This window comes from Caballeronia sp. J97 (genome assembly GCF_905220305.1).
Taxonomy (GTDB): Bacteria; Pseudomonadota; Gammaproteobacteria; order Burkholderiales; family Burkholderiaceae; genus Caballeronia.
On the sequence record NZ_CAJMZL010000016.1, the window covers coordinates 1 to 22,598 of the forward strand.

Annotated in this window: 17 protein-coding genes; 9 read left to right on the forward strand and 8 right to left on the reverse strand. The window is 62.4% G+C overall.

Annotated elements, in window-relative coordinates:
• Positions 1–896: 896 nt before the first annotated feature.
• The 4 genes from U4Y90_RS20320 to U4Y90_RS20335 are packed head-to-tail and all read right to left on the reverse strand — an operon-like array spanning position 897 to position 5,509.
• Positions 897–3,227 (reverse strand): cytochrome P450/oxidoreductase, encoded by a 2,331-nt coding sequence (locus U4Y90_RS20320; RefSeq protein WP_321797167.1) that lies wholly within the window; start codon positions 3,225–3,227, stop codon positions 897–899.
• A 47-nt stretch (positions 3,228–3,274) separates the two neighbouring features.
• Positions 3,275–3,826 carry an autotransporter outer membrane beta-barrel domain-containing protein gene (locus tag U4Y90_RS20325; RefSeq protein ID WP_321797379.1) on the reverse strand — a complete coding sequence of 184 codons (552 nt, stop codon included), beginning with the start codon at positions 3,824–3,826 and terminating at the stop codon, positions 3,275–3,277.
• A 6-nt stretch (positions 3,827–3,832) separates the two neighbouring features.
• Positions 3,833–4,123, reverse strand: a complete 291-nt coding sequence (locus tag U4Y90_RS20330) for a hypothetical protein (RefSeq protein ID WP_321797168.1) — start codon at positions 4,121–4,123, stop codon at positions 3,833–3,835.
• A 42-nt stretch (positions 4,124–4,165) separates the two neighbouring features.
• Positions 4,166–5,509 (reverse strand): Nramp family divalent metal transporter, encoded by a 1,344-nt coding sequence (locus tag U4Y90_RS20335; protein ID WP_321797169.1) that lies wholly within the window; start codon positions 5,507–5,509, stop codon positions 4,166–4,168.
• A 261-nt stretch (positions 5,510–5,770) separates the two neighbouring features.
• On the opposite strand from U4Y90_RS20335, the gene U4Y90_RS20340 reads away from it, so the two are divergent.
• From U4Y90_RS20340 to rpoD, 5 genes are all read left to right on the forward strand, one after another.
• Positions 5,771–7,696, forward strand: a complete 1,926-nt coding sequence (locus U4Y90_RS20340; RefSeq protein ID WP_321797170.1) for a site-specific integrase — start codon at positions 5,771–5,773, stop codon at positions 7,694–7,696.
• Between the two features lie 185 nt (positions 7,697–7,881).
• On the forward strand, positions 7,882–9,060 hold the full coding sequence (locus U4Y90_RS20345; protein ID WP_321797381.1) for a ParA family protein: 1,179 nt from the start codon (positions 7,882–7,884) through the stop codon (positions 9,058–9,060).
• Complete coding sequence (locus U4Y90_RS20350) at positions 9,061–10,032, forward strand: ParB/RepB/Spo0J family partition protein (protein WP_321797172.1); 972 nt, start codon at positions 9,061–9,063, stop codon at positions 10,030–10,032.
• A gap of 318 nt (positions 10,033–10,350) precedes the next feature.
• Positions 10,351–11,691 carry a replication protein O gene (locus tag U4Y90_RS20355; RefSeq protein WP_321797174.1) on the forward strand — a complete coding sequence of 447 codons (1,341 nt, stop codon included), beginning with the start codon at positions 10,351–10,353 and terminating at the stop codon, positions 11,689–11,691.
• 280 nt (positions 11,692–11,971) lie between these two features.
• The gene (gene rpoD, locus U4Y90_RS20360) at positions 11,972–13,978 is read left to right on the forward strand and encodes an RNA polymerase sigma factor RpoD (RefSeq protein WP_321797175.1); all 2,007 of its coding nucleotides are present in this window, start codon (positions 11,972–11,974) and stop codon (positions 13,976–13,978) included.
• A gap of 92 nt (positions 13,979–14,070) precedes the next feature.
• On the opposite strand, the gene U4Y90_RS20365 is transcribed toward rpoD, so the two are convergent.
• The 3 genes from U4Y90_RS20365 to U4Y90_RS20375 all read right to left on the reverse strand — a co-directional run bounded on the left by U4Y90_RS20365 (position 14,071) and on the right by U4Y90_RS20375 (position 17,158).
• Entirely contained in the window at positions 14,071–14,547 is a 477-nt protein-coding gene (locus tag U4Y90_RS20365; protein WP_321797176.1) for a hypothetical protein, read from the reverse strand.
• Between the two features lie 139 nt (positions 14,548–14,686).
• Complete coding sequence (locus U4Y90_RS20370) at positions 14,687–16,234, reverse strand: methyl-accepting chemotaxis protein (RefSeq protein ID WP_321797178.1); 1,548 nt, start codon at positions 16,232–16,234, stop codon at positions 14,687–14,689.
• A 219-nt stretch (positions 16,235–16,453) separates the two neighbouring features.
• Positions 16,454–17,158 (reverse strand): glutathione S-transferase N-terminal domain-containing protein, encoded by a 705-nt coding sequence (locus tag U4Y90_RS20375; protein ID WP_321797179.1) that lies wholly within the window; start codon positions 17,156–17,158, stop codon positions 16,454–16,456.
• Between the two features lie 375 nt (positions 17,159–17,533).
• Between U4Y90_RS20375 and U4Y90_RS20380 the strand changes: the two genes are divergently transcribed.
• On the forward strand, positions 17,534–18,037 hold the full coding sequence (locus U4Y90_RS20380) for a hypothetical protein (RefSeq protein WP_321797180.1): 504 nt from the start codon (positions 17,534–17,536) through the stop codon (positions 18,035–18,037).
• A gap of 121 nt (positions 18,038–18,158) precedes the next feature.
• Positions 18,159–18,926: an SDR family oxidoreductase gene (locus U4Y90_RS20385; protein WP_321797182.1), complete on the forward strand. Its 768-nt coding sequence runs from the start codon at positions 18,159–18,161 to the stop codon at positions 18,924–18,926.
• A gap of 9 nt (positions 18,927–18,935) precedes the next feature.
• Here U4Y90_RS20385 and U4Y90_RS20390 read toward each other — a convergent pair whose 3' ends face one another.
• On the reverse strand, positions 18,936–19,166 hold the full coding sequence (locus U4Y90_RS20390) for a hypothetical protein (protein WP_321797184.1): 231 nt from the start codon (positions 19,164–19,166) through the stop codon (positions 18,936–18,938).
• A gap of 198 nt (positions 19,167–19,364) precedes the next feature.
• On the opposite strand from U4Y90_RS20390, the gene U4Y90_RS20395 reads away from it, so the two are divergent.
• Together U4Y90_RS20395 and U4Y90_RS20400 are read left to right on the forward strand one after the other, a co-directional pair.
• On the forward strand, positions 19,365–21,338 hold the full coding sequence (locus U4Y90_RS20395; protein WP_321797185.1) for a sigma-54-dependent Fis family transcriptional regulator: 1,974 nt from the start codon (positions 19,365–19,367) through the stop codon (positions 21,336–21,338).
• A 192-nt stretch (positions 21,339–21,530) separates the two neighbouring features.
• On the forward strand, positions 21,531–22,586 hold the full coding sequence (locus U4Y90_RS20400) for an ATP-NAD kinase family protein (RefSeq protein ID WP_321797186.1): 1,056 nt from the start codon (positions 21,531–21,533) through the stop codon (positions 22,584–22,586).
• The last annotated feature ends 12 nt before the right edge of the window (positions 22,587–22,598 follow it).

Here is a 22,598-nt window from a genome sequence, read left to right on the forward strand (position 1 = left end):
TCTATCCTCGTCAAACAGCGAAAGCGTGAGCGGATTTCCGTTCGCGTTGGGATGCGCAGCACGGAAATGCATCCATTACGAATGGATTCGGTGAGTTCGATTCGAACCCGGGCAGATTGATGCGCAGCGTCGATTGCGGAGCGATGTCCGACCGTCCGGTGCATGAGCGAGCGACTTCAAAGGGCGTCGCGCCGACTACGGGATGACCTCGCCCGCAAGGCGAGGTTCGTTCCGCAGAAAAGATCCCGAGCGGGACGCGGCAAACGTGCGGCCAATTGCATGGTCCATTTATATGGGCCTTTAATAAAATCTCTCAGGTTCAGCACCGGCTTCTCTTTTGCCTTGCCGCCGTGAATCGCGCGCACGCGATTCCACCGCGCGAATCTCTCGCGCCGTATCGCAACAAGATCTATTGGAAGTTATTCGGTCGTGCGTGCTTGTGCGTCGCACCAAATTAGTAACAATTCTAAACGCAAAACATGCGTAAAAAATTTCATATTAGTAGGTATAAACCCTAGTTTAAGTAAAAAGTCGCATATTGAGCATGCTCGAAAACGCAATGATGCTCGAACGTCCGTTCAATAATCATCCTATATGATGGCGGAAATTGCGCAGGTTGTATGATCAATTCCAAGCATTCGGGTAACTACGTAATACCAATTCCAGCCACGCGCCTTCTGTCGTAGACGTGGACCGCACACGTCGACTCCAATGCTTATATTCGAATTAACTACTGGGTATAACCAATTCGTCTTTATCAGCTCGATCCTGTTTATATGACGCCGTGATGAAAATATAAGCAAATAATCGCCAGCGAGTGCTGCGACATAATGACATCCGTCAATAAATTAATTGCTTCGAGCAGCAGCGAAAGCCGCTCGAAGCCCGGCAAACGTTCAAAGCGCTAAAACGAGCCTTTTACCTTTCGCGCGCGAGCAGCACGTCATCATGCGGTCGTTCGACTGGCGTTCGCCCTTGGTCAGCACCACGTCACGGTGATCGATATCGCCGTCGAGCACGCGCACTTCGCACGATCCGCACAGGCCTTCTTCGCAGTCGCTCTGCACATCGACGTTCGCGCGTCTGAGTGTCGTGAGCAATGTCTGGTCGGCCGGGACGGTCAGCACGAGGCCCGAATCCCTCAGTTCGACATCGAACGCGCGCTCCTTTTCCGGATCGAGCGTGCCGAGCTTCGATTCGAAATGCTCGATCTTGAGCGCGTCTTCGGGCCACGACGCACTCGCTTCGCCGAGCGCATCGAGCATGCGCGCCGGGCCGCACGCGTAGACCAGCGTGCCCTCGTTCACGGCCAGCGCCGCGAAATCGTTGCGCGCGCCCTCCTCTGACACATACTCGCGCAGGCGTGCGCCGTGCAGCGCGCGCATTTCGTCGAGCAGGGCCATCGATGCGCGCGAGCGGCCGCTGTAGTGCACTTCGTAGTCGATGCCGAGTGAACGCGCGCGTCGCGCCATCGCGGTGATCGGCGTGATGCCGATGCCGCCCGCGATCAATACGAGCTTGCTGGCGGTCTCATCGAGACGGAAATGATTGCGCGGACCGCGGATGCGCCAGTGCGCGCCGGGCTTCACGTTGTCGTGCACCCACGCCGAGCCGCCGCGGCTTTCCGTCTCGCGCAACACCGCGATTTCGAATGCGCGGGTGTCGTCGGGATCGCCGCACAGCGAATACTGCCGCGAGATGCCGGTCTCGCCGCAGACGACATCGATATGCGAGCCCGCCGTCCAGCGCGGCAAATCACGCCCGTCGGCCGAGAGCAGCCGCACGCGCACGATGCGATCCGCGCACGCCTGAACCGAATCGACGATCACCGCGCGGCTCAGTGCATGCGACGACGGCTCGCCGATGCGCACCACCGCGCGCGGCTCGCGCACGGCCGGATCGATGCGCTCGGGATTCATCGCCGGATCCCATTCGATAAAGAGATGCTCCGGCCCGCGAAACGACGTGTTCGGCACGTACGTGAAGCGCTGCTCGGCGAGGCGCATGTGCGGCAGCCGGCGCGTGAGCTCGTCGAGAAAGACCTGCATCTCCATGCGCGCGAGATTCTTGCCCATGCATTGATGCGCGCCGTAGCCGAAAGTCAGTTGATCGCTGGCGTTTTCACGGCGGATATCGAAGAGATCGGCGTCGGCGAACTGATGTTGATCGTGATTCGCCGACGACGTGACGATCAGGAGCTTCGAGCCGGCCGCAATCGCGATGCCGCCGATGGTCACATCCTTCGTGGCGAGCCGCCGCCACGCCGCGACCGAGCCGTTGTGCCGCAGACATTCCTCGACCGCATTCGGAATCAGGCTCGGGTCTTCGCAGATATCGCGCCATGCCGCGGGATGTTGCAGCAGCAGTTTCATCGCGTTCGCGGTGGCATTGGCCGTCGTCTCGTGCGCGGCGACGATGCCCGCCATCATCATCGAATGCAGATACGAGTCCGTGACGACCTCGGGCAGCTCCTTCTGCTTGCGGATGCCGTATTGCATCCAGCCGGGACCGGACGGATCCTCGCGCATCTTGTCGAGCACCTTGCCCGCGTACTGCCAGAACTTGCCGACCGCATGCGCGACTTCGACCTGCTCTTCCGGCTTCGGCCGCCCCCATGTGTTGACCGTGTGCGCGATCGAATAGCGGCGCAGCGTGTCCATGTCCTCTTCGGGCACGCCGAGAAAATGCAGGGCGACGGTGAGCGGCACTTCCCACAACATCTGGTCGACGAGATCGGCGCGGCCATCGTCGATGAAGCGATCGACGTACTCGCGGGCGAGCGCGCGCACCATCGGCTCATGATGCGCGAGCGCCTCGGGCGTGAACGGGTCCATCAGCGCGCGACGGCGCGGCATGTGCGCGGGCTCGTCCTCGTTCACGAGCGTGCGGTTCAGCGCGAAACCGTAGGACGCGAGCACCTCGTTCGCTTCGGGGCCGGTCGGCGTGATCTTCTCCAGCGCGATCGACGGACTGAACGTGATGTTGTCGCGGAAGATCGCCTTGATGTCGTCGTAGCGGGTGACGACCCAGTAGCCGAGTTTCGGGCTGAAGAACACCGGCTCCTGTTCACGCGCCCAACGCACGTATTCGGGCGGATCTTGCTGATAGCCGTCGCCGAAGGGATCGAACGCGGCTGCGCGCGCGCTGACCGGGCAGCCGTTCGGCGCGCGTGATTCGTCATGGAAGGGACATTGGGGCGCGCGGTTTTCACCGGCCACATCGGTCATGCTCGTCTCCTGATCGTTCTTTTAGCGTGACCATAGTATGCAACGCCTCACCACTTCCAGCGCATGCCCAATCCTCCGCCGATCGTGCTGCGATTCGAGCCGCCGATGTTGGTCGACCAGGCGATGTTCGCGAAGAGGCTGCCGCGCGCGCTCACCATCGCGACGATGCCCGCGCCGAATTGCGCGGTTGTCGCGGAGACGCTCGTCGGAATGACGGTCGTGCCGGCGAAGGTGGCGGTGTCGGTCGCGCCGAAATAGCGCCACTGGTTCGCGCGCAGATGCGGCTCGAAGGTCGTGCCGGCGGCGTCGAAGTGACCGTAGAAGCGCACGCCTAGCCGTCCGACGAAACCGCTCGCCTCATCGAAGGACACGGACGAGATGCCGTCGTCGATGTCGTCGAGACTGGCGTGCTGCCAGATGAGTTGCGCTTGCGGTTCGATCGCGAGCGCGGCGGACAGCGGAATCAGCAGGCCCGCTTCGATCGATGCGGCGAACGCGCTGCCATGCGTCGTCGCGCCGACACCGCGATTCGATTGCGGATCGGCGGTGAGCGAACTGCCGAGCAGCACCGCGTCCGTGTACCAGCCGCCCGGACCGATATGCGTCTAGTGCAGGCCCGCGCTGTCGGCATTGATCGACAGATGACCGACATCGCTGTTCGGGAAGCCGAGTGCGAAGCCGAGGAAAAAGCCGTAATGATTGCGATGACCGGTCGGGGTCGCGTCGGCGTAAATATCGTGGCCGACCTGCACGCCGCCGATGCTGACGAAATCGTCGAGGCCATGTGCGTCGTGCAGCAACACGATGCCCGGGCCCGAGCCCTTCGCGGGCTGCGTCACGTAAGCGGGAATGATCGTGCCGTCGCGAACCGTGATGTCGATGAACCTGCCGGCCATTGTCTGCGTCTCCTTATATATAGAGGGAGTTTTGCCGCGCGCCTACGACAGCAGCGTGTCGGCGAGCAGTTTCGCGTTGAGGACGACAATCACGGCCGCGACCAGCCACGCCAGCGCGCTCGTCCAGCGCGAGACCGCGAAGACGCCCATCTTGCGGCGGTCCGACACGAAACGCACCAGCGGAATCACGGCGAACGGCAGTTGCATCGACAGAATCACCTGACTCAGCACGAGCAACTGGCCCGTGCCCTTCTCGCCGTAGAGCGCCGTCACGACGATCACGGGAACAATGGCGATTCCGCGCGTGATGAGACGCCGCGCCCAATTCGGAATCCGCAGGCGCAGAAAACCTTCCATCACGATCTGGCCGGCGAGTGTCGCGGTGACGGTCGAGTTCAGGCCCGACGCGAGCAACGCAACCGCGAAAAGCGTCGATGCGATGCTCAAGCCCAGCAGCGGCGAAAGCAGCCGGAACGCGTCGCCGATTTCCGCGACCTCGTCGTGACCGTTCGCATGGAACACCGCGGCCGCGACGATCAGGATCGCCGCGTTGACGAAGAGCGCGAGCGTGAGCGCGATGGTGCTGTCGATCGTCGCCCAGCGGATCGCGTCGCGGCGGGCGGCGATCGATTTGCCGTAGGCGCGCGTCTGCACGACCGACGAGTGCAGATAAAGGTTGTGCGGCATGACGGTCGCGCCGAGAATGCCGATCGCCACATACAGCATCTCGCGATCGGCGACGATTCGCGGCGACGGTAAGAAGCCGCGCAGGACATCGGCGAACGGCGGCGCGGCGGCCACGATCTGCAACGCGAAGCAACTCGCGATCACGATCAGAAGTGCGATGACGAAGGCTTCCAGCAAGCGAAAGCCTTTGTTGATCAGCAGCAGCAGAAGGAAGGCGTCGAGGGCGGTCAGGAGCGCGCCCGCGATCAGCGGAATGCCAAAAAGCAGTTGCAGCGCGATCGCGGTGCCGATCACTTCGGCCAGATCGCACGCGACGATCGCCGCCTCGCACGCGAGCCACAGCGAGAAATTCACCGGTTTCGAATAGTGATCGCGGCAGGCTTGCGCCAGATCGCGCCCGGTGGCAACGCCCAGTCGGACCGCGAGCGCTTGCAGCAGGATCGCCATGAGGTTCGACAGCAGGATGACCGCGAGCAGCGTGTAACCGAAGCGCGATCCGCCGGCGATGTCGGTCGCCCAATTCCCCGGGTCCATGTATCCGACAGAAATCATGTAGCCCGGACCCGCGAATGCGAGAAAGCGCCGAATCCATCGACCGCCTTCCGGCACATGAACCGACGCGTACACCTCCGGCAGGCTCGGGCGGAACGCGTCGTCCTGCTCGGGCGGTCTCGAAGCGGGGCGTACAGGATCAAGCATCGGCTCGTTTCTCCTGCGGATACCGGCTGTGGGCGTGCTGAAAATATGCGCCGCCCCGGATGAACATTCAAGCACACGCCTCTGGCACGCTTTCCGTGACCGGTCAGACGAAGAGAATCGCTGCTGATAATTAGACTTATCAGATGTAGCGAATTTCCTTGTCAAATTCGAAGCTGGTTGATAATCTTGCCGCAAATCACTGATAAGAAAGGATAAATGGCTAGGGACACGCCCCGCTCACGACGATATTCGGCAGAAGTCATGGTGAAATCGACGCCGGAAAGCGTTCGGTCGAGCGCGCCGAACCGTCTCACGCGTCAACATTTCGCGCTGTATCGCGGGTATCTCGACGGCGTGTCGGAAGCACAGTTGCATGCGTCGTATGGCGATGCGACCACCGACGTGCGCATCACGCGCCGGCTGATCGATGCGCTGCGCGACACGCTCTCGGTGCTCGCCCGCCGCGCGCGCGACACCGAGGCGGCCCATTTGCTGCGGCTTCGGCCGGGCAGCATTCCTCTATTCGAGCCACCGCCGGCCGCTGCCGGCCCGTCGCTCGACGACTTCCGCGAGAACACCGACCCGGACAGCGTCTACAGCGAATCCGAATTGCTGGCGCTGTACGAAGAGGCGCATCCGCCGGTCGTTACGCCCGCCATCGACCGGCGTGCCGCGCGCAATGCGAGGCTGCGGCGGCGCCAGGCGGATGCGCTCGCGCGCATGGAAGCGTCGCTCGCGCAGGATCCGAGTCCGGATCATCCGGTCGACGGCTGGTTCGAGCCGGCCATCAGCGCGCGCCTGGCCGCCGCCGGGCTCACGACGCTTGCGGATGTCATCGAACTGATCGAACAGCGGCGGCATCGGTGGCATACGAGCGTGCCGCGGCTCGGTCCGAAGGGCGCGCAGCGCGTGGTCGACTGGCTGCAGCTCCACTCGCAGCCGCTCGGGCACGCGCTCTCGCCGGTCGCCCTGGTGCCCCGGCGGCAATGGCGTGCGGGCGAAGTCGCGCCAACGCGGGTTCCTCCGATCGGGGACGACGACGCGGTCGTGATCGCGCCGCTCGAAACACTGCGGGTGCCATCGGCGCTCGATGGATCGAAAGGGTCAAATCGGGCGAACGACATTGCGCACTTCGCCACAGATGTCCGCGCGATTTTCGCGTGGCTCGCCGCGCGTTCGGGCAGCGCACACACCCGCCGCGCGTACCGGCGCGAAGCCGAACGCCTGTTGCTCTGGGCTTTGGTGGAAAAGAGCAAGCCGATTTCGTCGCTCGACAGCAACGACTGCGCGGAATACATCGTGTTTCTTGCGAATCCGCAACCAGCCGCGCGCTGGGTCGCGACGCAGCGCGCGGAGCGGTGTTTCGCGGGGTGGCGGCCTTTTGCAGGGCCGCTTTCCGATCGTAGCCGCGAGACGGCGCGTTCGATTTTGAGCGCCATGTGCGAGTGGCTCGTCGGCGAGCGATATTTGGCCGCTAATCCGTTTGCCGGCTTCGCGCGCGTCGCGGCGCCGCCCGTGTTCGAATCTGCGACGCGCACACTCGAACTGTCGCAGTGGAAATGCGTCCTTGAATCGGTCGAGCGGACCGCATATTCATTCACGGAACACCGCGACAGATTGGCGCTGCTTCTCGCCTACGCCACGGGCTTGCGCCGCGCTGAACTCGCTGCGGCGACAACGGACGCGCTCAGCACGGGGCGTTTGCCCGGCGTGGAAGGCTCAATCTGGCGTCTGACGGTCGATCGGAGCCGCGGCGCGACGCGCTCGGTGCTGTTGCCATCCGCAGTCGTCGAGACGCTGATGGACAATCTCACGCTGCGCGGCCTGCCGAACCCGATGGACTGTGCGCAAGGCACGCCGATTCTCGCTCAGGCGCGCGGCGGGCAGCCCCTGACGCCCGACGGAATCGGGAAAATCTTCAAGAACATCTTCGCTAACGCAGCGGCGCTCATGGAATCGCGCGCGCCCGGCACTGGCCGGCAACTGAAGCGCGCCAGTACCCATTGGCTGCGTCACACTCATTCGACCCACGCGCTCGCTCACGGAGCGGAACTGCACGAAGTCAGCGCCGGACTCGGTCACGCCGATCTATCGACAACGGCGCTCTATCTCAAAACCGGCGATACCGCTCGCCTCCTCGGCCTCGAAACGCTGATTCGCAGCGTCTCGTTAACGCGAAAAATCTAAGGATTATCCGAATTTCGCGTTTACACGAGCCGACAGCGTTGTAAAAATGTCCGGCGCGGGCGATCAAGAACTTCAGAGTTTACTTGAGGTTTACCGGTTCGCCGTTTATTCTTCGGTTTGCAACTTGTTTTCCACAAACCGAAGAATTATTTGCTTACTCAGGCCCGCCAGTGACTGCGAATTCCATGCTAAGCGCTCGGCTTCCCGAAGTCGATCAATCCGTTTCGATCGAAACGCTTTTGGGAGTGGCCGCCCAAGCCACTGACATCCTCAATCAGATCCGCGACGCGATGTTGGAGCCTTATCCGCGCAAAAGCGCGCCGACATTCACGAGCGCGCAGGTCGCGTCGCTCTGCGGCGTCGACAAGCAGCGGTTCCAATACCTGACCACCAAGGGCGATCTGCCCGCAGGAACGTCAAAGGGAGCGGGCCGTAGCAAAGAATTTACGCTCGAAGAGGCACTCACGTGGATCCGCGCGACAAGGGAGCGCACGCGCCGGCCGGAAGGCAAGCGAGGGCGAATCGTGACCGTCGCGAATTTCAAGGGCGGCGTCGCCAAGACGACGACTGCCGTTTCGGCCGCTCAGGCGCTGACGCTGCTCGGCCGGCGTGTGCTCGTCATCGATTGCGATCCGCAAGGCACGACAACGCAGTTATGCGGATGGGCGCCCGACGCCGAAATTTCGGACGATCAGACCCTTCTTCCGCTTGTCTACGGGGACCAGCAAACCCTGCACTACGCCGTGCAGGAAACGTACTGGCATAACCTCGACCTCATTCCCGCTTCGTCATCGCTCTTCGATGCGGAATTCGAGATTCCCGCCAAGGTACTGAACGACAGCACGTTCGAATTCTGGGAGATCGTTCGCAAGGGCCTCATGCCGCTCACGAGCGAGTACGACGCCATCGTGATCGATACGCCTCCGGCGCTCAGCTATCTGACGATCAACGCGCTGCTCGCGTCGGATGCGATCTTGCTGCCCTGCCCTCCGGAAGCACTGGACTTCGCGAGCTCAACGCAGTTCTGGCACCTATTTGCCGACATCGCCAAGAAGCTGCCGGGGGTATTGGAGCAGAAGCGCTTCGATTTCGTGAACGTGATCATGACGAAAGCCAAGTCTGATGACGTTTCGCGCGTCGTGCGCGGCTGGTTGCAGAAAGCTTACGGCGACCGCGTGCTGCCTTTCGAGATTCCGGAGTCCACCGTTCCGAAGGGCGCGTCGGCCCAACTGTCGACGGTTTATGACCTGTCGAAGCCGGACGGCAGCACGGCCGCATACAACCGATTCAAAGAGCCGCTCGACCGGCTCGCCGAGCATCTCGACGCGCAGTTCGTTCGAGCGTGGAATCAGAAGGAGGAATAAATGGGCATCGGGGACCGACTCCTCGCCAAGACAGCGAACATCGGCAGCAAGCCGGCCGAGGCGGCACAGCCGCGTCCGGTCAATACGGAACCGCGCACATCGCCGGGGCGGTTGATGGATGCACAGAATCGCATCAATACCGCGCAAGCTCGAATAAAGGAACTCGAGTCCCAACTCGAGGAGCGGGCGGCACTGGAAGTGCCGCTCGAGGCGCTCGTGGAAGTAAAAGGACGGCGTCGCAAGCTTACCGCGGAACAGTTTCAGGAACTGAAGAGCAACCTCGCGCAGCACGCGCTTGCCACGCCGATATTGGTGCGCGCGCTGCCGGAAGGTCGCTATGAGATTGTCGCCGGGCACAACCGCGTTGCTGCATATCGGGAGCTAGGGCGATCGGCGATTCGTGCGAACGTCGCCTCGATCGAAGAAGGCGAAATCGAATTTGCAGCGTTCTTTTCGAACCTGCTATCACCCTCACTGACCGATTTCGAGAAGTACTGGAACTTCAAGCGGCTGCAGGAATTGAGCGGTTTGTCGCGCACAGAAATTTCCGAAAGTGCCGGATTGAGTAAGAGCCACGTCACACGGATCTTTTCTTTCGATGCACTACCGGAAGCTGCGAAGCTCGCGCTGGCCGAGAAGCCGGAACGACTTGGAAGCAATGCAGCGCAAAAGCTCGCGGCACTCACGGACGCGGGGAAATCGGACAAGGTTGTCGAGGCAGTTCGCCGTTTGATCGACGATGAAAACTTCACTCAGGACAAGGCGGTGGCATTCGTGGCGGAAAAGCCGCGAGCAGCGGCACCGAGCGCAACCGTAGTTCGAGCAGGACGCAGAAAGGTCTGTGAGGTTTCCACGAGAAACGGCGTCGTAGGGGTTCGCTTCTTTGAAAGGGATGCGACTGACGCCGAACAGTGGGGGCAACGGATTGTCGACTTCATCAACAAAACGTTGAGCGAATCAGAGCAGGACTGAGGCTCTACTAGGGTTTCGTTTGAAATCAATGACTTAGCAAATCAGACAGAGTCAACGATCCTTGAGCCTACTAGAACTTCTTTACAAATCAACAAGTTGTCGTGTCAGCACCAAAGAGGATGCTATGTGACGAACAAGCTGTAAAAAGACAAAAGCCTTCGGCGCCAACCGAAGGCTTTTGAATATCGGGCTTAACTGCTTATCGCCCGGTCCGCTTCCCGACGCCAATCGGGTCACGAGTACGCAACTCGAAGTTTAGCGGAACGCGATCGGCAGTCAAGCGTTTGTCTTCCATTTTTCGAAATGGACGTACTTGACATGCGTATCGCGCAACATTCCGTTGCTGGCGAGGTTAAATCTCGCCCTCAAAATTCTGAATCGCCACCGGCGCTCATGGATCAGCAGGCTCTCGACGAATATGCCTGCGATCGATCAAATCTGCCGTGGGTCATCTTTCGAGCCGCACATCGTGCGACCCACACTACCGCGCTGCCTGCACGTGCTCGCGCCCTGCTCGCGGCTCTGTCTCGCACCGTCGACGCGTCGCGGCCCTACGCTCCGATTTTTGCCCGGCGCGAATTGCTCACCGGGCGTGCCCAGCAATCCATGCGCACTTTCTATCGCAGCATGGACGATCTCGAAGCCGCGGGATTCATCACTCGACCGCCGCAGACCCGTTATGGAGCCGCAGGCTTATTCGGTCGCGCCTACATTCATCTGACGCCCAAAGCGGCCGCCTTGCTCGGTCTCGTGGAAGTCTCGACGTCCGCCAACGGCAAAGGATCTGCTCATCGGGAGGACTCGGCCAATGCCTCCGTGGCGATTTCTTCCGCCCATCCGTCTGTCACCGTGGCAGACGGCCCTATATATAAGGATCTAATCCCTGATACTCAAAAGAGACAACCAGGACAGCTTCCCGCCGATCTCAAGCGCCTGCTGTCTCTGGGATTTCGTGAATTCCTGATCTTCAAACTGATGCGTGAAGCCAAGGTCCACGGAAAACTTCTCTCCGATGTCGTAGAGGCCAGTTGGGATGCTTTGCGTCGTGCCACACACCCGATTAACTACCTCCGCGCGCTCCTGCGATCCCCGGTTGATTTCGCGTATCGCGTACGAAGCCGGCGTGACGCCGAGGCTGCCGAGCAACTTCAGCGCACGCGCTCCGAGCACACTGACGCCACCATCGCTCCGCTTGCAGGGCGATGCTTCGTGAGCCGCGACGGCTTGCGTCGCTATCGCGTTTCCGATGATGCTCGATCGATCGTCGTGCATCTTCAGGAAGAAGCGCGGCCGCGTGTACATGCCGGCGCTTGGGCCCAGGAATTCGTTGCCGCGCTCGAAGCGGGACACATCGTGCCTGCCACCCCGGACGGCCGCTCTGATGCCTGCTTCGATGTTGCACAACCACCGATGAAGCATGCGTCTGAACTCAGGCGCGACTCCCAAACTCGCCTCAACGATCTCAAAGTACTGCTTCGCTTGAAGAGTGCCAGTAGTGCCCCATCTTCGAGATCAAAGGAGGTAACGAAACCGCCGTATGAACACCGGCCGACCAGCTCCCCGTTGAATTCGCTCCTCCAGGCCATATCGCGTGCGGCGGCGTCATCGACGAATCCGCGGAATTTGTCGGGGTGCGCTGATCAGCCAACCTCGTTGTAAAACAGCTGGTATAGATCAGACGAAATATCGCTTAGAGGGTATTAGAAAAGTATTTTGAAATAGGCTGCTGCGTCGCAGCAAATGCTGATATACTCTAAGGTTGCGCCTGAATGGGCGATTGGAAAACGCAAACACCGCGTATGGGTGTGGTTTGCGTGCTTTGCTCGATGCGATTTTCAGCAAGCCGTCCGTGGTCGAAGCTGTCATCGAAATCATCGCGAGCCGTTACGCTCGCTCCCGGGGATCTGTCGTCGCCGAGCAAACCTGTCGAGGAGAAAGTATGGCAAGTTTTGATCGGGAAGATTCGGAGCTGGATATCGTCGCGCCGGCGCGCAAGGCACCGGGCAGGCGGGCGAACAAAGGGAAGGGCCAGGCCGGCACGATACAGCCCGACGTCGCGATGACCGCGGAGCAGAATGAAGAGCGTCAGCGTCAAATGCGCGCGCTCATCCAGTTGGGCAAGGAGCGTGGCTACCTCACGCACGCCGAGATCAACGATCACCTGCCGGACAACTTCGCTGAAACGGCGGCGATGGAAACGATCGTCAGCACCTTTCACGATATGGGTGTCGCGGTCTACGAGCAGGCGCCTGACGCCGAAACGCTGCTGCTGAGCGATAGCGCGCCGAGCGTGGTCACCGACGAGCAATCGGACGAAGAAGCGGAAAACGCGCTCTCGACCGTCGATTCCGAATTCGGCCGCACGACCGATCCGGTTCGCATGTACATGCGTGAAATGGGCGCGACCGAATTGCTGACGCGCGCCGGTGAAATCGCGATTGCGAAGCGCATCGAAGACGGCCTGCACGAGATGATCCAGGCGATCGCGGCATGCCCGTCGACCGTCGCGACGATTCTCGCGGATGCGGCCCAAGTCGAATCGGGCGAGCTGAAGATCGACGAACTGGTCGACGGCCTGAAGGAAGAGGACACGGCGGAAGAAGACATGCCGGCGTCCGAAACGAACGATTCCGCCGACATCGAAACGGATAGCGACGAATCCGATGGCGACGAAGACGACGACGACGATCTCGATGGCGGCGGCGACGCCGGCGCATCGAACGAAGCGCGTCTGAAGCAATTGAAGGCCGATTGCCTCGAGATCTTCGCGCGCGTGCGTGAACTCGCTGAACAAGCAAGCAATCCTAAGGGATCGGGCGCGGTTGCGACGAAGGCCGTCGAAAAGGCGCGTGGTGAAATTCAGCGTGAGCTTGGTTCGATTCGCTTCACCGCGAAGACTATCGACCGCCTGTGCGCGAACGTTCAGCAGCAAGTGGCGCAGGTTCGTGACATCGAGCGTCGCGTGTTGCAGATCGCTGTGGACCGTTGCGGCATGCCGCGCGAAAAGTTCGTCGAATCGTTCGTGGGTCACGAAACCGATCTCGAGTGGACGTCGCGTGCGGCAGGAAGCTCGAAGCAATACGGCGCGTCGCTCGAGCGCAGCCTGCCGGCGATTCAGGCCGAGCAGCAAAAGCTCATCGATATAGAAGGCGTGGTCGAGATGCCGCTCAAGCAACTCAAGCAGATCAACCGTCAGATGACGGCTGCCGAGTTGAAGATGCGTCAGGCCAAGCGCGAGATGATCGAGGCGAACCTGCGTCTCGTCATTTCGATCGCGAAGAAGTACGTGAATCGCGGCATGCAGTTCCTGGATCTGATTCAGGAAGGCAACATTGGTCTGATGAAGGCGGTGGACAAGTTCGAATATCGTCGTGGCTGGAAGTTCTCGACCTATGCGACGTGGTGGGTTCGTCAGGCCGTGACGCGTTCGCTCGCCGATCAGGCGCGCACGATCCGCGTGCCGGTGCACATGATCGAAACGATCAACAAGCTGAACCGCATCTCGCGCGAGATTCTGCAGCAGACTGGTCAGGAAGCGCATCCGTCGGTGCTGGCTGAGCGCATGGAAATGCCGGAAGAGAAGATCCGCGGCATTCTCAAGATCGCAAAGCAACCGGTGTCGCTCGAAACGCCGGTCGGCGAGGATGCCGACGCGACGCTCGGCGACATGATCGAAGACCAGGGCGCCGCTTCTCCGGCGGATGCCGCTGTGCACGCGAACATGCGCGCCGCGATCGACGATGCACTCAACGCGTTGTCACCGCGTGAGGCGAAGGTGCTGCGCATGCGCTTCGGCATCGACACGGCTTCGGATTACACGCTCGAAGAGTTGGGCAAGCAGTTCGATGTGACGCGCGAGCGTATTCGCCAGATCGAAAGCAAGGCGATGCGCAAGCTCATGCATCCGAGCCGCGCCGACAAGCTGCGTCCGTTCCTGGATCGCTGATCCAGTTGACTGCCTGAACTCATGTTCGGGCAAACGCGAAAGCGCGCGTCGCCAGATATGGCGGCGCGCGCTTTTTTATTTGCTCGATGGCGTCAACCGTGCGTCGTACCTTTAGGCATGCTTGACGACGAGCACGCCTGCAACGCGACGATCGCCTTGTTCGCGAGCGTGAGCGTTTCCTCACAGGCGAGGCGGTCGCGAAAGATCGAGCATCCGCCGCCGGCGTTCACTTTTGCCACCGCGTTACGCAGTTTGACGAGCGCCGATTGCGGCGAGCCGGTGTCCCGGATGATCGAGGCGATATCGAAGGCGCTGCCAGCGTCGGTTTCGACATAGCCGGGGCATCGAGTTTGTGCATGCGCCGCGATGCAGATCATGCCGATCGCGGCGACTGCGGAGAATCGCGCCTGAGCGCTGCGGAAAGAAACAAACGCGCGAGAAGAGGCAAAGCAGGGGAGGGCATCCATGAGCGTCACCGCCGTCAGAAGTCGCTTCGAAGAACGTATGCGTTCGGCGAATTCGTGTCGGCTGGAGACAGACGAATGCTTGTCCACAGTTTCGTTGGACAAGCATGTGGATATCCTGAGCATCGCCGGGCCAACGTCTTGATGCGTAACGCGTTTCGCCCGGCGTACGAAATTCGCGCGTTGCTTCGTCTGCCATTCTGAACCGGTTCGGAAAATCGTGTCGGCCGTGCCAAAAAAGCGGCTAAACCCGAAACGCCTGAACGGTCTGCCCGAGCTCGCGCGCCTGCGCGTCGAGCGACAGCGCGGCGGTGGACGCTTCGTTCACGAGCGCCGCGTTCTGCTGCATGAGACGATCCATTTGCGATACGGCGTCGTTCACTTCGTCGATGCCGCTGCTTTGCTCGCGCGAAGCCGTGGCGATCGCATCGACGAGCACGGACACGCCATCGACGGAGTTGAGCAAATCGGTGAGTGTCGCGCCTGCGCGTTGCACCGTCGAGCCGCTCGATTCGACGTGCGCGTTCACTTCGCGCGTCAGTTGCGAGATCTCCTTCGCCGCACCCGACGAGCGCCGCGCGAGCGCGCGTACTTCCTCCGCGACCACTGCGAAGCCGCGCCCCGACGATCCCGCGCGCGCCGCTTCGACCGCCGCATTCAGCGCGAGCAGATTGGTCTGAAACGCGATCGATTCGATGACGCTCGTGATCTGTCCGATCTGCGCCGAACGCGACGACAAATCGGTCATGCGCGCGACCGCCTCGGCGACGGCGCGTTCGCCGTCCTTCGCGCGCGCCGACGCTTCCCGGGCAAGCTCGCGCGCGCGGTTCGCGTGGTCGGCGTTCGCGCGAACCGTCGATGCGATCTGTTCCATGCTCGCCGATGTCTGCTGCAGGCTCGCCGCGTGTTCCTCGGTGCGCGCGGACAGTGCGTGATTGCCTTCGGTGATGTCCGCGGCCGCGATGCCGATGGTCTGCGTCGAACGCTTGATGTCGCCGACCATCGACGCGAGCTGGCTGCGCATCAGGCTCATCGCGTGCATCACGCTTTGCGTGTCGCCGGGCGCGACCGGCACGTCGGTCAGCAGATCGCCTTGCGACACCCGTCGCGCGACGCTCGCCGCGAGCGCGGGCTCGCCGCCGAGTTGCCGCAAGAGCGCGCGCGCCATCGAAAAGCACAGCCAACCGACGAGCGCCACGCCCGCCGCGATGCACGCGCCCACCGTCCATTGCACGATGCGGCTCAGGCGCTGCGCGTCGTCGTATTCCTTTTGCGCGGCGGTGAGTTGGAACGCGCGCAGATCGGTGCTTTCCTTCTTGACGCGCGCGGCCTGCGGCTCGATCTGCTGCGTCACGATCCACTGCGCTTCAGACAGGTTATTGGCGGCAAGCAGATCGGTCGTTGGGCGAAAGCCTTTGTCGCGCAGCGTCGCCCAATCGGCGACGAGGCGTTTCGCGAGCGGCGCTTCGGTCGAATCGAGCGGATAGCGCAGATAGCGGCCGAGCAGGGCATCGATATTCGCGATGCGCTGCTGCGTCGACGCGACCACGGCCTGCGTTTTTTGCGCCGACGGATCGAGCACGGCGTCGCTGATCGCGAATTGGCTTTGCGTGATGAGTTCGTCGACGATCGAAATGGTTTGAAGCGCCTGCGCGCGGCCCTCGAATACGTGGCGCAACGCGGCATTGCCTTGCTGGACGCCGAATAGTCCGACGCTGCCGACGGCGATGAGCACGGCGGCGACCGCGCCCGTGACAATCCCGAGGCGCGCCTTGACGGTGAGCTTTGACATGTTCGGTAGAAGAGAAGTGCGTGGGGTAGTCCGGCGCCCCGTGGCGCGGCGTGGTGCGCGCGAAGCGGTCAATCGTCAGACTTTTGTGGAGAACGCAATCTACCGGTGGTTCAAGACGGTTGTGTGACAAACGCCCTGGTCGCGCGCTGCAACCGTTTGCGTGCGCATTTCCAACAATCGGACCGGACCGATGCCCGCGCGTATCGCGCGGACATGCGATCAGTCGCGCTTCGGAATGTCCAACCCGCGCTTCACGGCCGGGCGCGCGAGGAACGTATCGAGCACGCGCTCCACATTCTCGAACTCGTGAAAATCGACCAGCTCGCGCGCCTCATAAAAGCCGATCAGATTGCGCACCCAGGGAAAGGTCGAAATATCCGCGATGCTGTATTCGTCGCCCATGATCCAGTCGCGGCCCGCAAGCCGCTGGTCGAGCACCGCGAGCAGCCGCTTCGATTCCGCGACATAACGCGCGCGCGGCCGCTTGTCTTCGTATTCCTTGCCGGCGAACTTATGGAAGAAGCCGACTTGCCCGAACATCGGCCCGACGCCGCCCATCTGGAACATCAGCCATTGCAAGGTCTCGTAGCGCCTGGCCACGTCCTCGGGCATCAACTGGCCGCTCTTCGCCGCGAGATAGACGAGAATCGCGCCCGATTCGAACAGCGGCATCGGCTCGCCGTTCGGCCCGTCCGGATCGATGATCGCGGGAATCTTGTTGTTCGGATTGAGCGACAGAAACGCCTCCGACATCTGATCGTTCTTGTCGAAGCGCACGAGATGCGGCTCGTAGGGCAGGCCGGTTTCCTCGAGCATGATCGAGACTTTCACGCCGTTGGGCGTCGGCAGCGAGTAAAGCTGGATGCGCTCGGGATGTTGAGCGGGCCATTTGCGGGTGATGGGAAAATCCTGAAGCGCGGTCATGTAGGGTCCTCGAAGTCGAACCGCGAATATAACCATTTCGCCGATTTCGTGTTTCGCACCGCGGCAGTGCGGCGTGTCATCGGGCGGACGCACGCAACAGAAAAGATTGAGGGATCTCGTACAGACGCCGCTTGTCGAAGCGCAGAACCTGTCTTTACCTCGACTACAAAAGCGATTGTAGGAATCGCTGTACGAGCACGAGGATTGCGCGTAGCGCCCAGGTCAAGAAGTCAACCAACAACGAAGAAACCGAGCTTTTGCGGGATTGATGCAGCGCGTGCGCGACGTGCGGGCCGGCTCGCTGGCTCGCTTATTGCATCGACGTGGATGCCCGAGCATCTCTGTCGGTCTTACGAACCGTTGGTTACCGCTGCCATGAAAACCGCTCCTCTCGCAACGCTCACCGCATTCGCTGCCGTGGTCGGGGGACTGCTGCCCAGCCTGTGCGACGCCACGCCTCTCGAAAGCCAGCTCGACTGCAAATCCAGTGCGCACAGGTTCGTCGCGCCGCTCGTCGCCGACAATTCCATCGATGCGCGCCCGATGCGCGTCGAGGCGAATTCGGTCAATGCTTTCAGGCCGACCAAGGGCAGCCAGCTCACCGCATACGGATTTCGCGTCTACGCGGTGCTGGGTTTCGAGCAGGGCGACGACATGTTCAAGCGGGGCAGCGGCCAGCCGATCAGCGATTCCGCCTATGGCGTCGTCGTGCTCGCGGCGGCGGAAACGGTGGAGGCGAAGGTGCGTGAATCGGGCAGCACGGCCGTCGTGAAACAGGTCGTGCCGATGTTGATGACCGCCGTCTTCTGCGACGGCAGCGGCGCGCACAACACGACGACCGCCGGCCCGGTCACGACTGAGGCATCGCGTAATCGCTGATTCATCGTCGATAATGTTCTCCCGATTTCAGCGCGCGCATCTGTCGCGCGCCTAACCGCTTTGCATGGGGCCAGCGTAAGGCGCTGAAGCGCCAACTCTGGCCGACAAAGGAGAACGAAAAATGAACGACGCAGCCAACCAGTCTCAACGAATCGCCATCGTTACCGGAGCGGGCAGCGGCATCGGCCGCGCGGCGGCGCTGGCCCTGCTCGGCGACGGCTGGTCGGTCGTGCTGGCGGGAAGGCGTCCCGCGCCGCTCGATGCGGTGATCGATGAATCGAACGCAAAGGATCGCGCGCTCGCCGTGCCGACCGACGTTTCCGATCCGCTATCGGTCGAGAAACTCTTCAAGGCGGCGGTCGAGCGTTTCGGCCGTGTCGATCTGCTCTTCAACAACGCCGGCGTGTCGAATCCGCACGGGCCGTTCGAGGACTGGACGCCCGAGCAATGGCGCAATGTCGTCGACATCAATCTGAATGGCATGTTCTATTGTCTGCAGCAGGCGTTTCGCACGATGAAGGCGCAAACGCCGATGGGCGGCCGCATCATCAACAACGGCTCGATTTCCGCGAGCGCGCCGCGCCCGAATTCGGCGGCATACACGGCAACGAAGCACGCGGTTCAGGGCCTCACGAAAACCGCATCGCTCGATGGCCGCAAGTACGACATCGCGGTCGGTCAGATCGATGTCGGCAATGCGTTCACGGAACTGTCCGAGCGCATGTCGAAGGGCGTGCCGCAGGCGAACGGCGAGATCGCCATCGAACCGATGATGGACGTGAAGTTCGTCGGCCAGTCGGTGCTGTACATGGCGAATCTGCCGCTCGAAGCCAACGTGCTGTTCCACACGGTGATGGCGACCAAGATGCCGTTCGTCGGCCGCGGTTGATCGCGCCGCTCAGGCGATCCGATACCAGACGCGAATGCCCGAATACCAGTGGCTCACGCTGGTATCGTCGCCGGCGCCGAACGTCGAGAGGCTCTCGACGTTCAGCACGTCGATGCCGTTCTCCGCGATCCATTTGTTCGCGCGCTCGACGAGCGCCGCGCCGTTCTCGTACACATTGCCCTTGATGATGTGATGCTGCACGATCTGCCGCTCGAAGTCTTCGTAAGCGATCTTCGCCATCCGTTGTCTCCCGTCTTTTCGTTTTGATGCGCCGAACCATCAGTAAGCGCTTATGTTGCGGCGCAGCGCTTTCGCCGCATGACGCGTTCTGCCGATTCGAGCATCATATGGCCTGAGACACGCTCGTGCGATAAAAACAAAAGTGCGCTGCCAGGCGCCGATAAGTGCCCGACCGAAGGAGACACCAAGGAGAGCACGATGGACATGCGGCAACGCGAGCACATCGAAGCAGTCGTCGCGGCGACCACGCGGGCCGACGCGCTCGGTTCCGCGCGCACGCACGACAGCATCATTCAGTCTTCGTGGCGGCGTTGCGTGCATCAGTACGGACTCGATCCGTCGCGCATGCAGGAAGCGCGCATCCTGCCGCAGACGCGTCTGCGCGAGCATCAGCAGCGCATCGACGATTTCGCGCGTATCGCGCGTCACGGTCTCGAGACGCTGTACGAGCAGGTCGCGGGCATGGGCTATGTCGTGCTGCTCACCGATGCGCTCGGCGTGACGGTCGATTACATCGGCGATGCGAACACCGATTCCGCGTTGCGCCGCGCCGGACTCTATCTCGGCGCGCAATGGAGCGAAGCGGGCGCGGGCACGTGCGCGGTCGGCACCGCGCTCACGACGGGCCAGGCGCTCACCGTCCATCAAGTCGATCATTTCGATGCGACGCACATTCCGCTCACATGCACCGCCGCGCCGCTTTACGATTCGCGCGGCGCGCTCTCGGCGATCCTCGATATCTCCGCGCTCACATCGCCGCAAGCGCGCGACAGCCAGAACCTCGCGCTCCAGCTCGTGCGCATCTACGCGGGGCACATCGAGAACGCGAACTTCCTGCGCACCCATCGGCAGGACTGGATCCTGAAGCTGAACACATCGCCGGAATTCGTCGATGTCGATCCGGAGTACCTGATCGCGCTCGACGCGAGCGGGCGCATCGTCGGACACAACCGGCGCGCGCACGCGATGCTCGCCGCCGAAATCGGCCGGCCGATCGCACCGGGCGAAGCGGCGGCGTCATTGATCGGCGTGCCGTTCGATAGGCTCTTCGACGCGCGCATCGAAGAACTGGGCCGCTTCGTGTATTCGCGGCCGAGCGAATTGCGCGCGGTGCCGCTCGCGAAATCGGGCGCGCTGCTTTATCTGAGCGTGATGCCGCCCGCGCCGTGCTTCACGTCGACGGCGAGCGCGACTTCGCCACGCAGCGTAGACGTGCCCGCGCCGCTCGCCGCGCTGTGCGGCGGCGATGCGGCGCTCACGCGACAACTGGAGCGCGCGGCGAAGCTCGTCGATTCACCGATCAACCTGCTCGTCAACGGCGAAACCGGCAGCGGCAAGGAATTCTTCGCGAAGGCGCTGCATCGCGCGAGCGCGCGGCGGGCGGGGCCGTTCGTCGCGGTGAATTGCGCGGCGATTCCCGAGACGCTGATCGAAAGCGAACTGTTCGGGCATCTGCCGAACAGCTTTTCCGGCGCGGGCCCCAGACCCAAGCGCGGACTGATTCAGGAAGCGGACGGCGGCACGCTCTTCCTCGATGAAATCGGCGACATGCCGCGCGAACTGCAATCGCGTCTGTTACGCGTGCTGGCCGAAGGCGAGGTGCTCGCGATCGGCGCGTCGCGGCCCGTATCGGTCGATGTGCGCGTGATTTCCGCGACGCATCATTCGCTCGATGCGCTGATGCACGACGGCCGCTTCCGCGAAGATCTCTACTACCGCCTGAACGGCGCGCGCTTCACGCTGCCGCCGTTGCGCGAACGAAGCGACCTCGACTGGCTCGTCGACAAGTTTCTCGAGGGCGCGGTCGCGTTGTCGCCGGCGGCACGCGAGCGCCTGCATCGGCATGAGTGGCCGGGGAATCTGCGCGAGCTCTGCAATGTGCTGCGCTACGCGCGCGCGGTGTGTTCGAACGGCCTGATCGACGTCGATGATCTGCCTGAAGGATTCGGCGGCACGCCGGCGCAAGTCGAGCCGCCGCGTGCGATCGTCGAAGCGTTCGATCCGCATCGCTTGCCGCCGGAAGGCATGCTGCTGATGCAGTATCTGCGCGCGGCGAGCTGGAACCTGAGCGCGGTCGCACGGCAGATCGGCGTGAGCCGCATGACCTTGTATCGGCGCATGGCGCGCTATGGCATCCGCTCGCCGAATCAGCGCGATGCGAACGGTCACTGAACACGCGATACGCCTGTACCCCCGCCGATACACCTGCCGCTGTGACACCTGTCACGGCGGCGCCGCGTACACCCTCTGAATCGCCCGCTTTCCGCGGGTAATCCCTCGCTTTTTCGCGCTCGAAACCGCCTTCGCGATTGGCATGGCGCTTGCCTTTATCCGCCGCACAAAACACAGAACGGAGACACAGGCATGCGTGAAAGCGCAACGCCGCTCGTCGGCATCATCGCCAATCCTGTTTCGGCGCGCGACATCCGGCGCGTCATCGCGAATGCGAACAGCCTGCAGCTCGCGGATCGCGTGAATATCGTGTTGCGATTGCTGTCGTCGCTCGCGTCTTGCGGCGTGCCGCGCGTGCTGATGATGCCGGATCGCGAAGGCCTGAAGGTCATGCTCCAGCGTCATCTATCGCGCAAGCAAGGACCGGACGCCGCGCTCGCCCAAGTCGAATTTCTCGATATGCCCGTGACCGCGCGCGTCGACGACACCTTTCGCGCGGCGCGCATGATGCTCGACGCCGGCGTCGATGCGCTCATCGTGCTCGGCGGCGACGGCACGCATCGCGCGGTCGTGCGCGAATGCGGGCAAGTGCCGATCGCGGGGCTGTCGACCGGCACGAACAACGCGTATCCGGAAATGCGCGAGCCGACCATCTCGGGACTGGCGACGGGGCTCTACGCCACGGGCCGCGTGCCGTCGAACGAAGCGCTCGCGTCGAACAAGCGGCTCGACATCGAGATTCGCGACGCGAAAGACAACGTGCGCCGCGACATCGCGCTCGTCGACGCCGTGATCTCGCACGAGCATTTCATCGGCGCGCGGGCGCTGTGGAAGATCGACACGCTCGCCGCCGTCTACGTCGCTTACGCCGATCCGCAGGCGATCGGCATGTCGGCGATCGCGGGCTTGCTGGAGCCGCTCGGGCGGCACGTCAAGGGCGGACTCGCGATCGAGCTCGGCAAGAAAGGCGCGTGCGAATTCGATCTGCACGCGCCGATCGCGCCCGGCCTCATCGAAGCCGTGCCGATCGCAAACTGGACGCGGCTTGCCGACGGCGTGCCGCATCGCGTGAAGCAGCGCACCGGCATCGTCGCGCTCGACGGCGAACGCGAGCTCGCGTTCGGACCCGACGATGAAGTGACCGTCACGCTCAGGGAAAACGCCTTTCGCAGCATCGATGTCGCCGCATGCATGCGCTACGCGGCGGCGTCCGGACTGATGCGTCAGTCCACGAGCACTACCCGCTAGACCCACCCATGG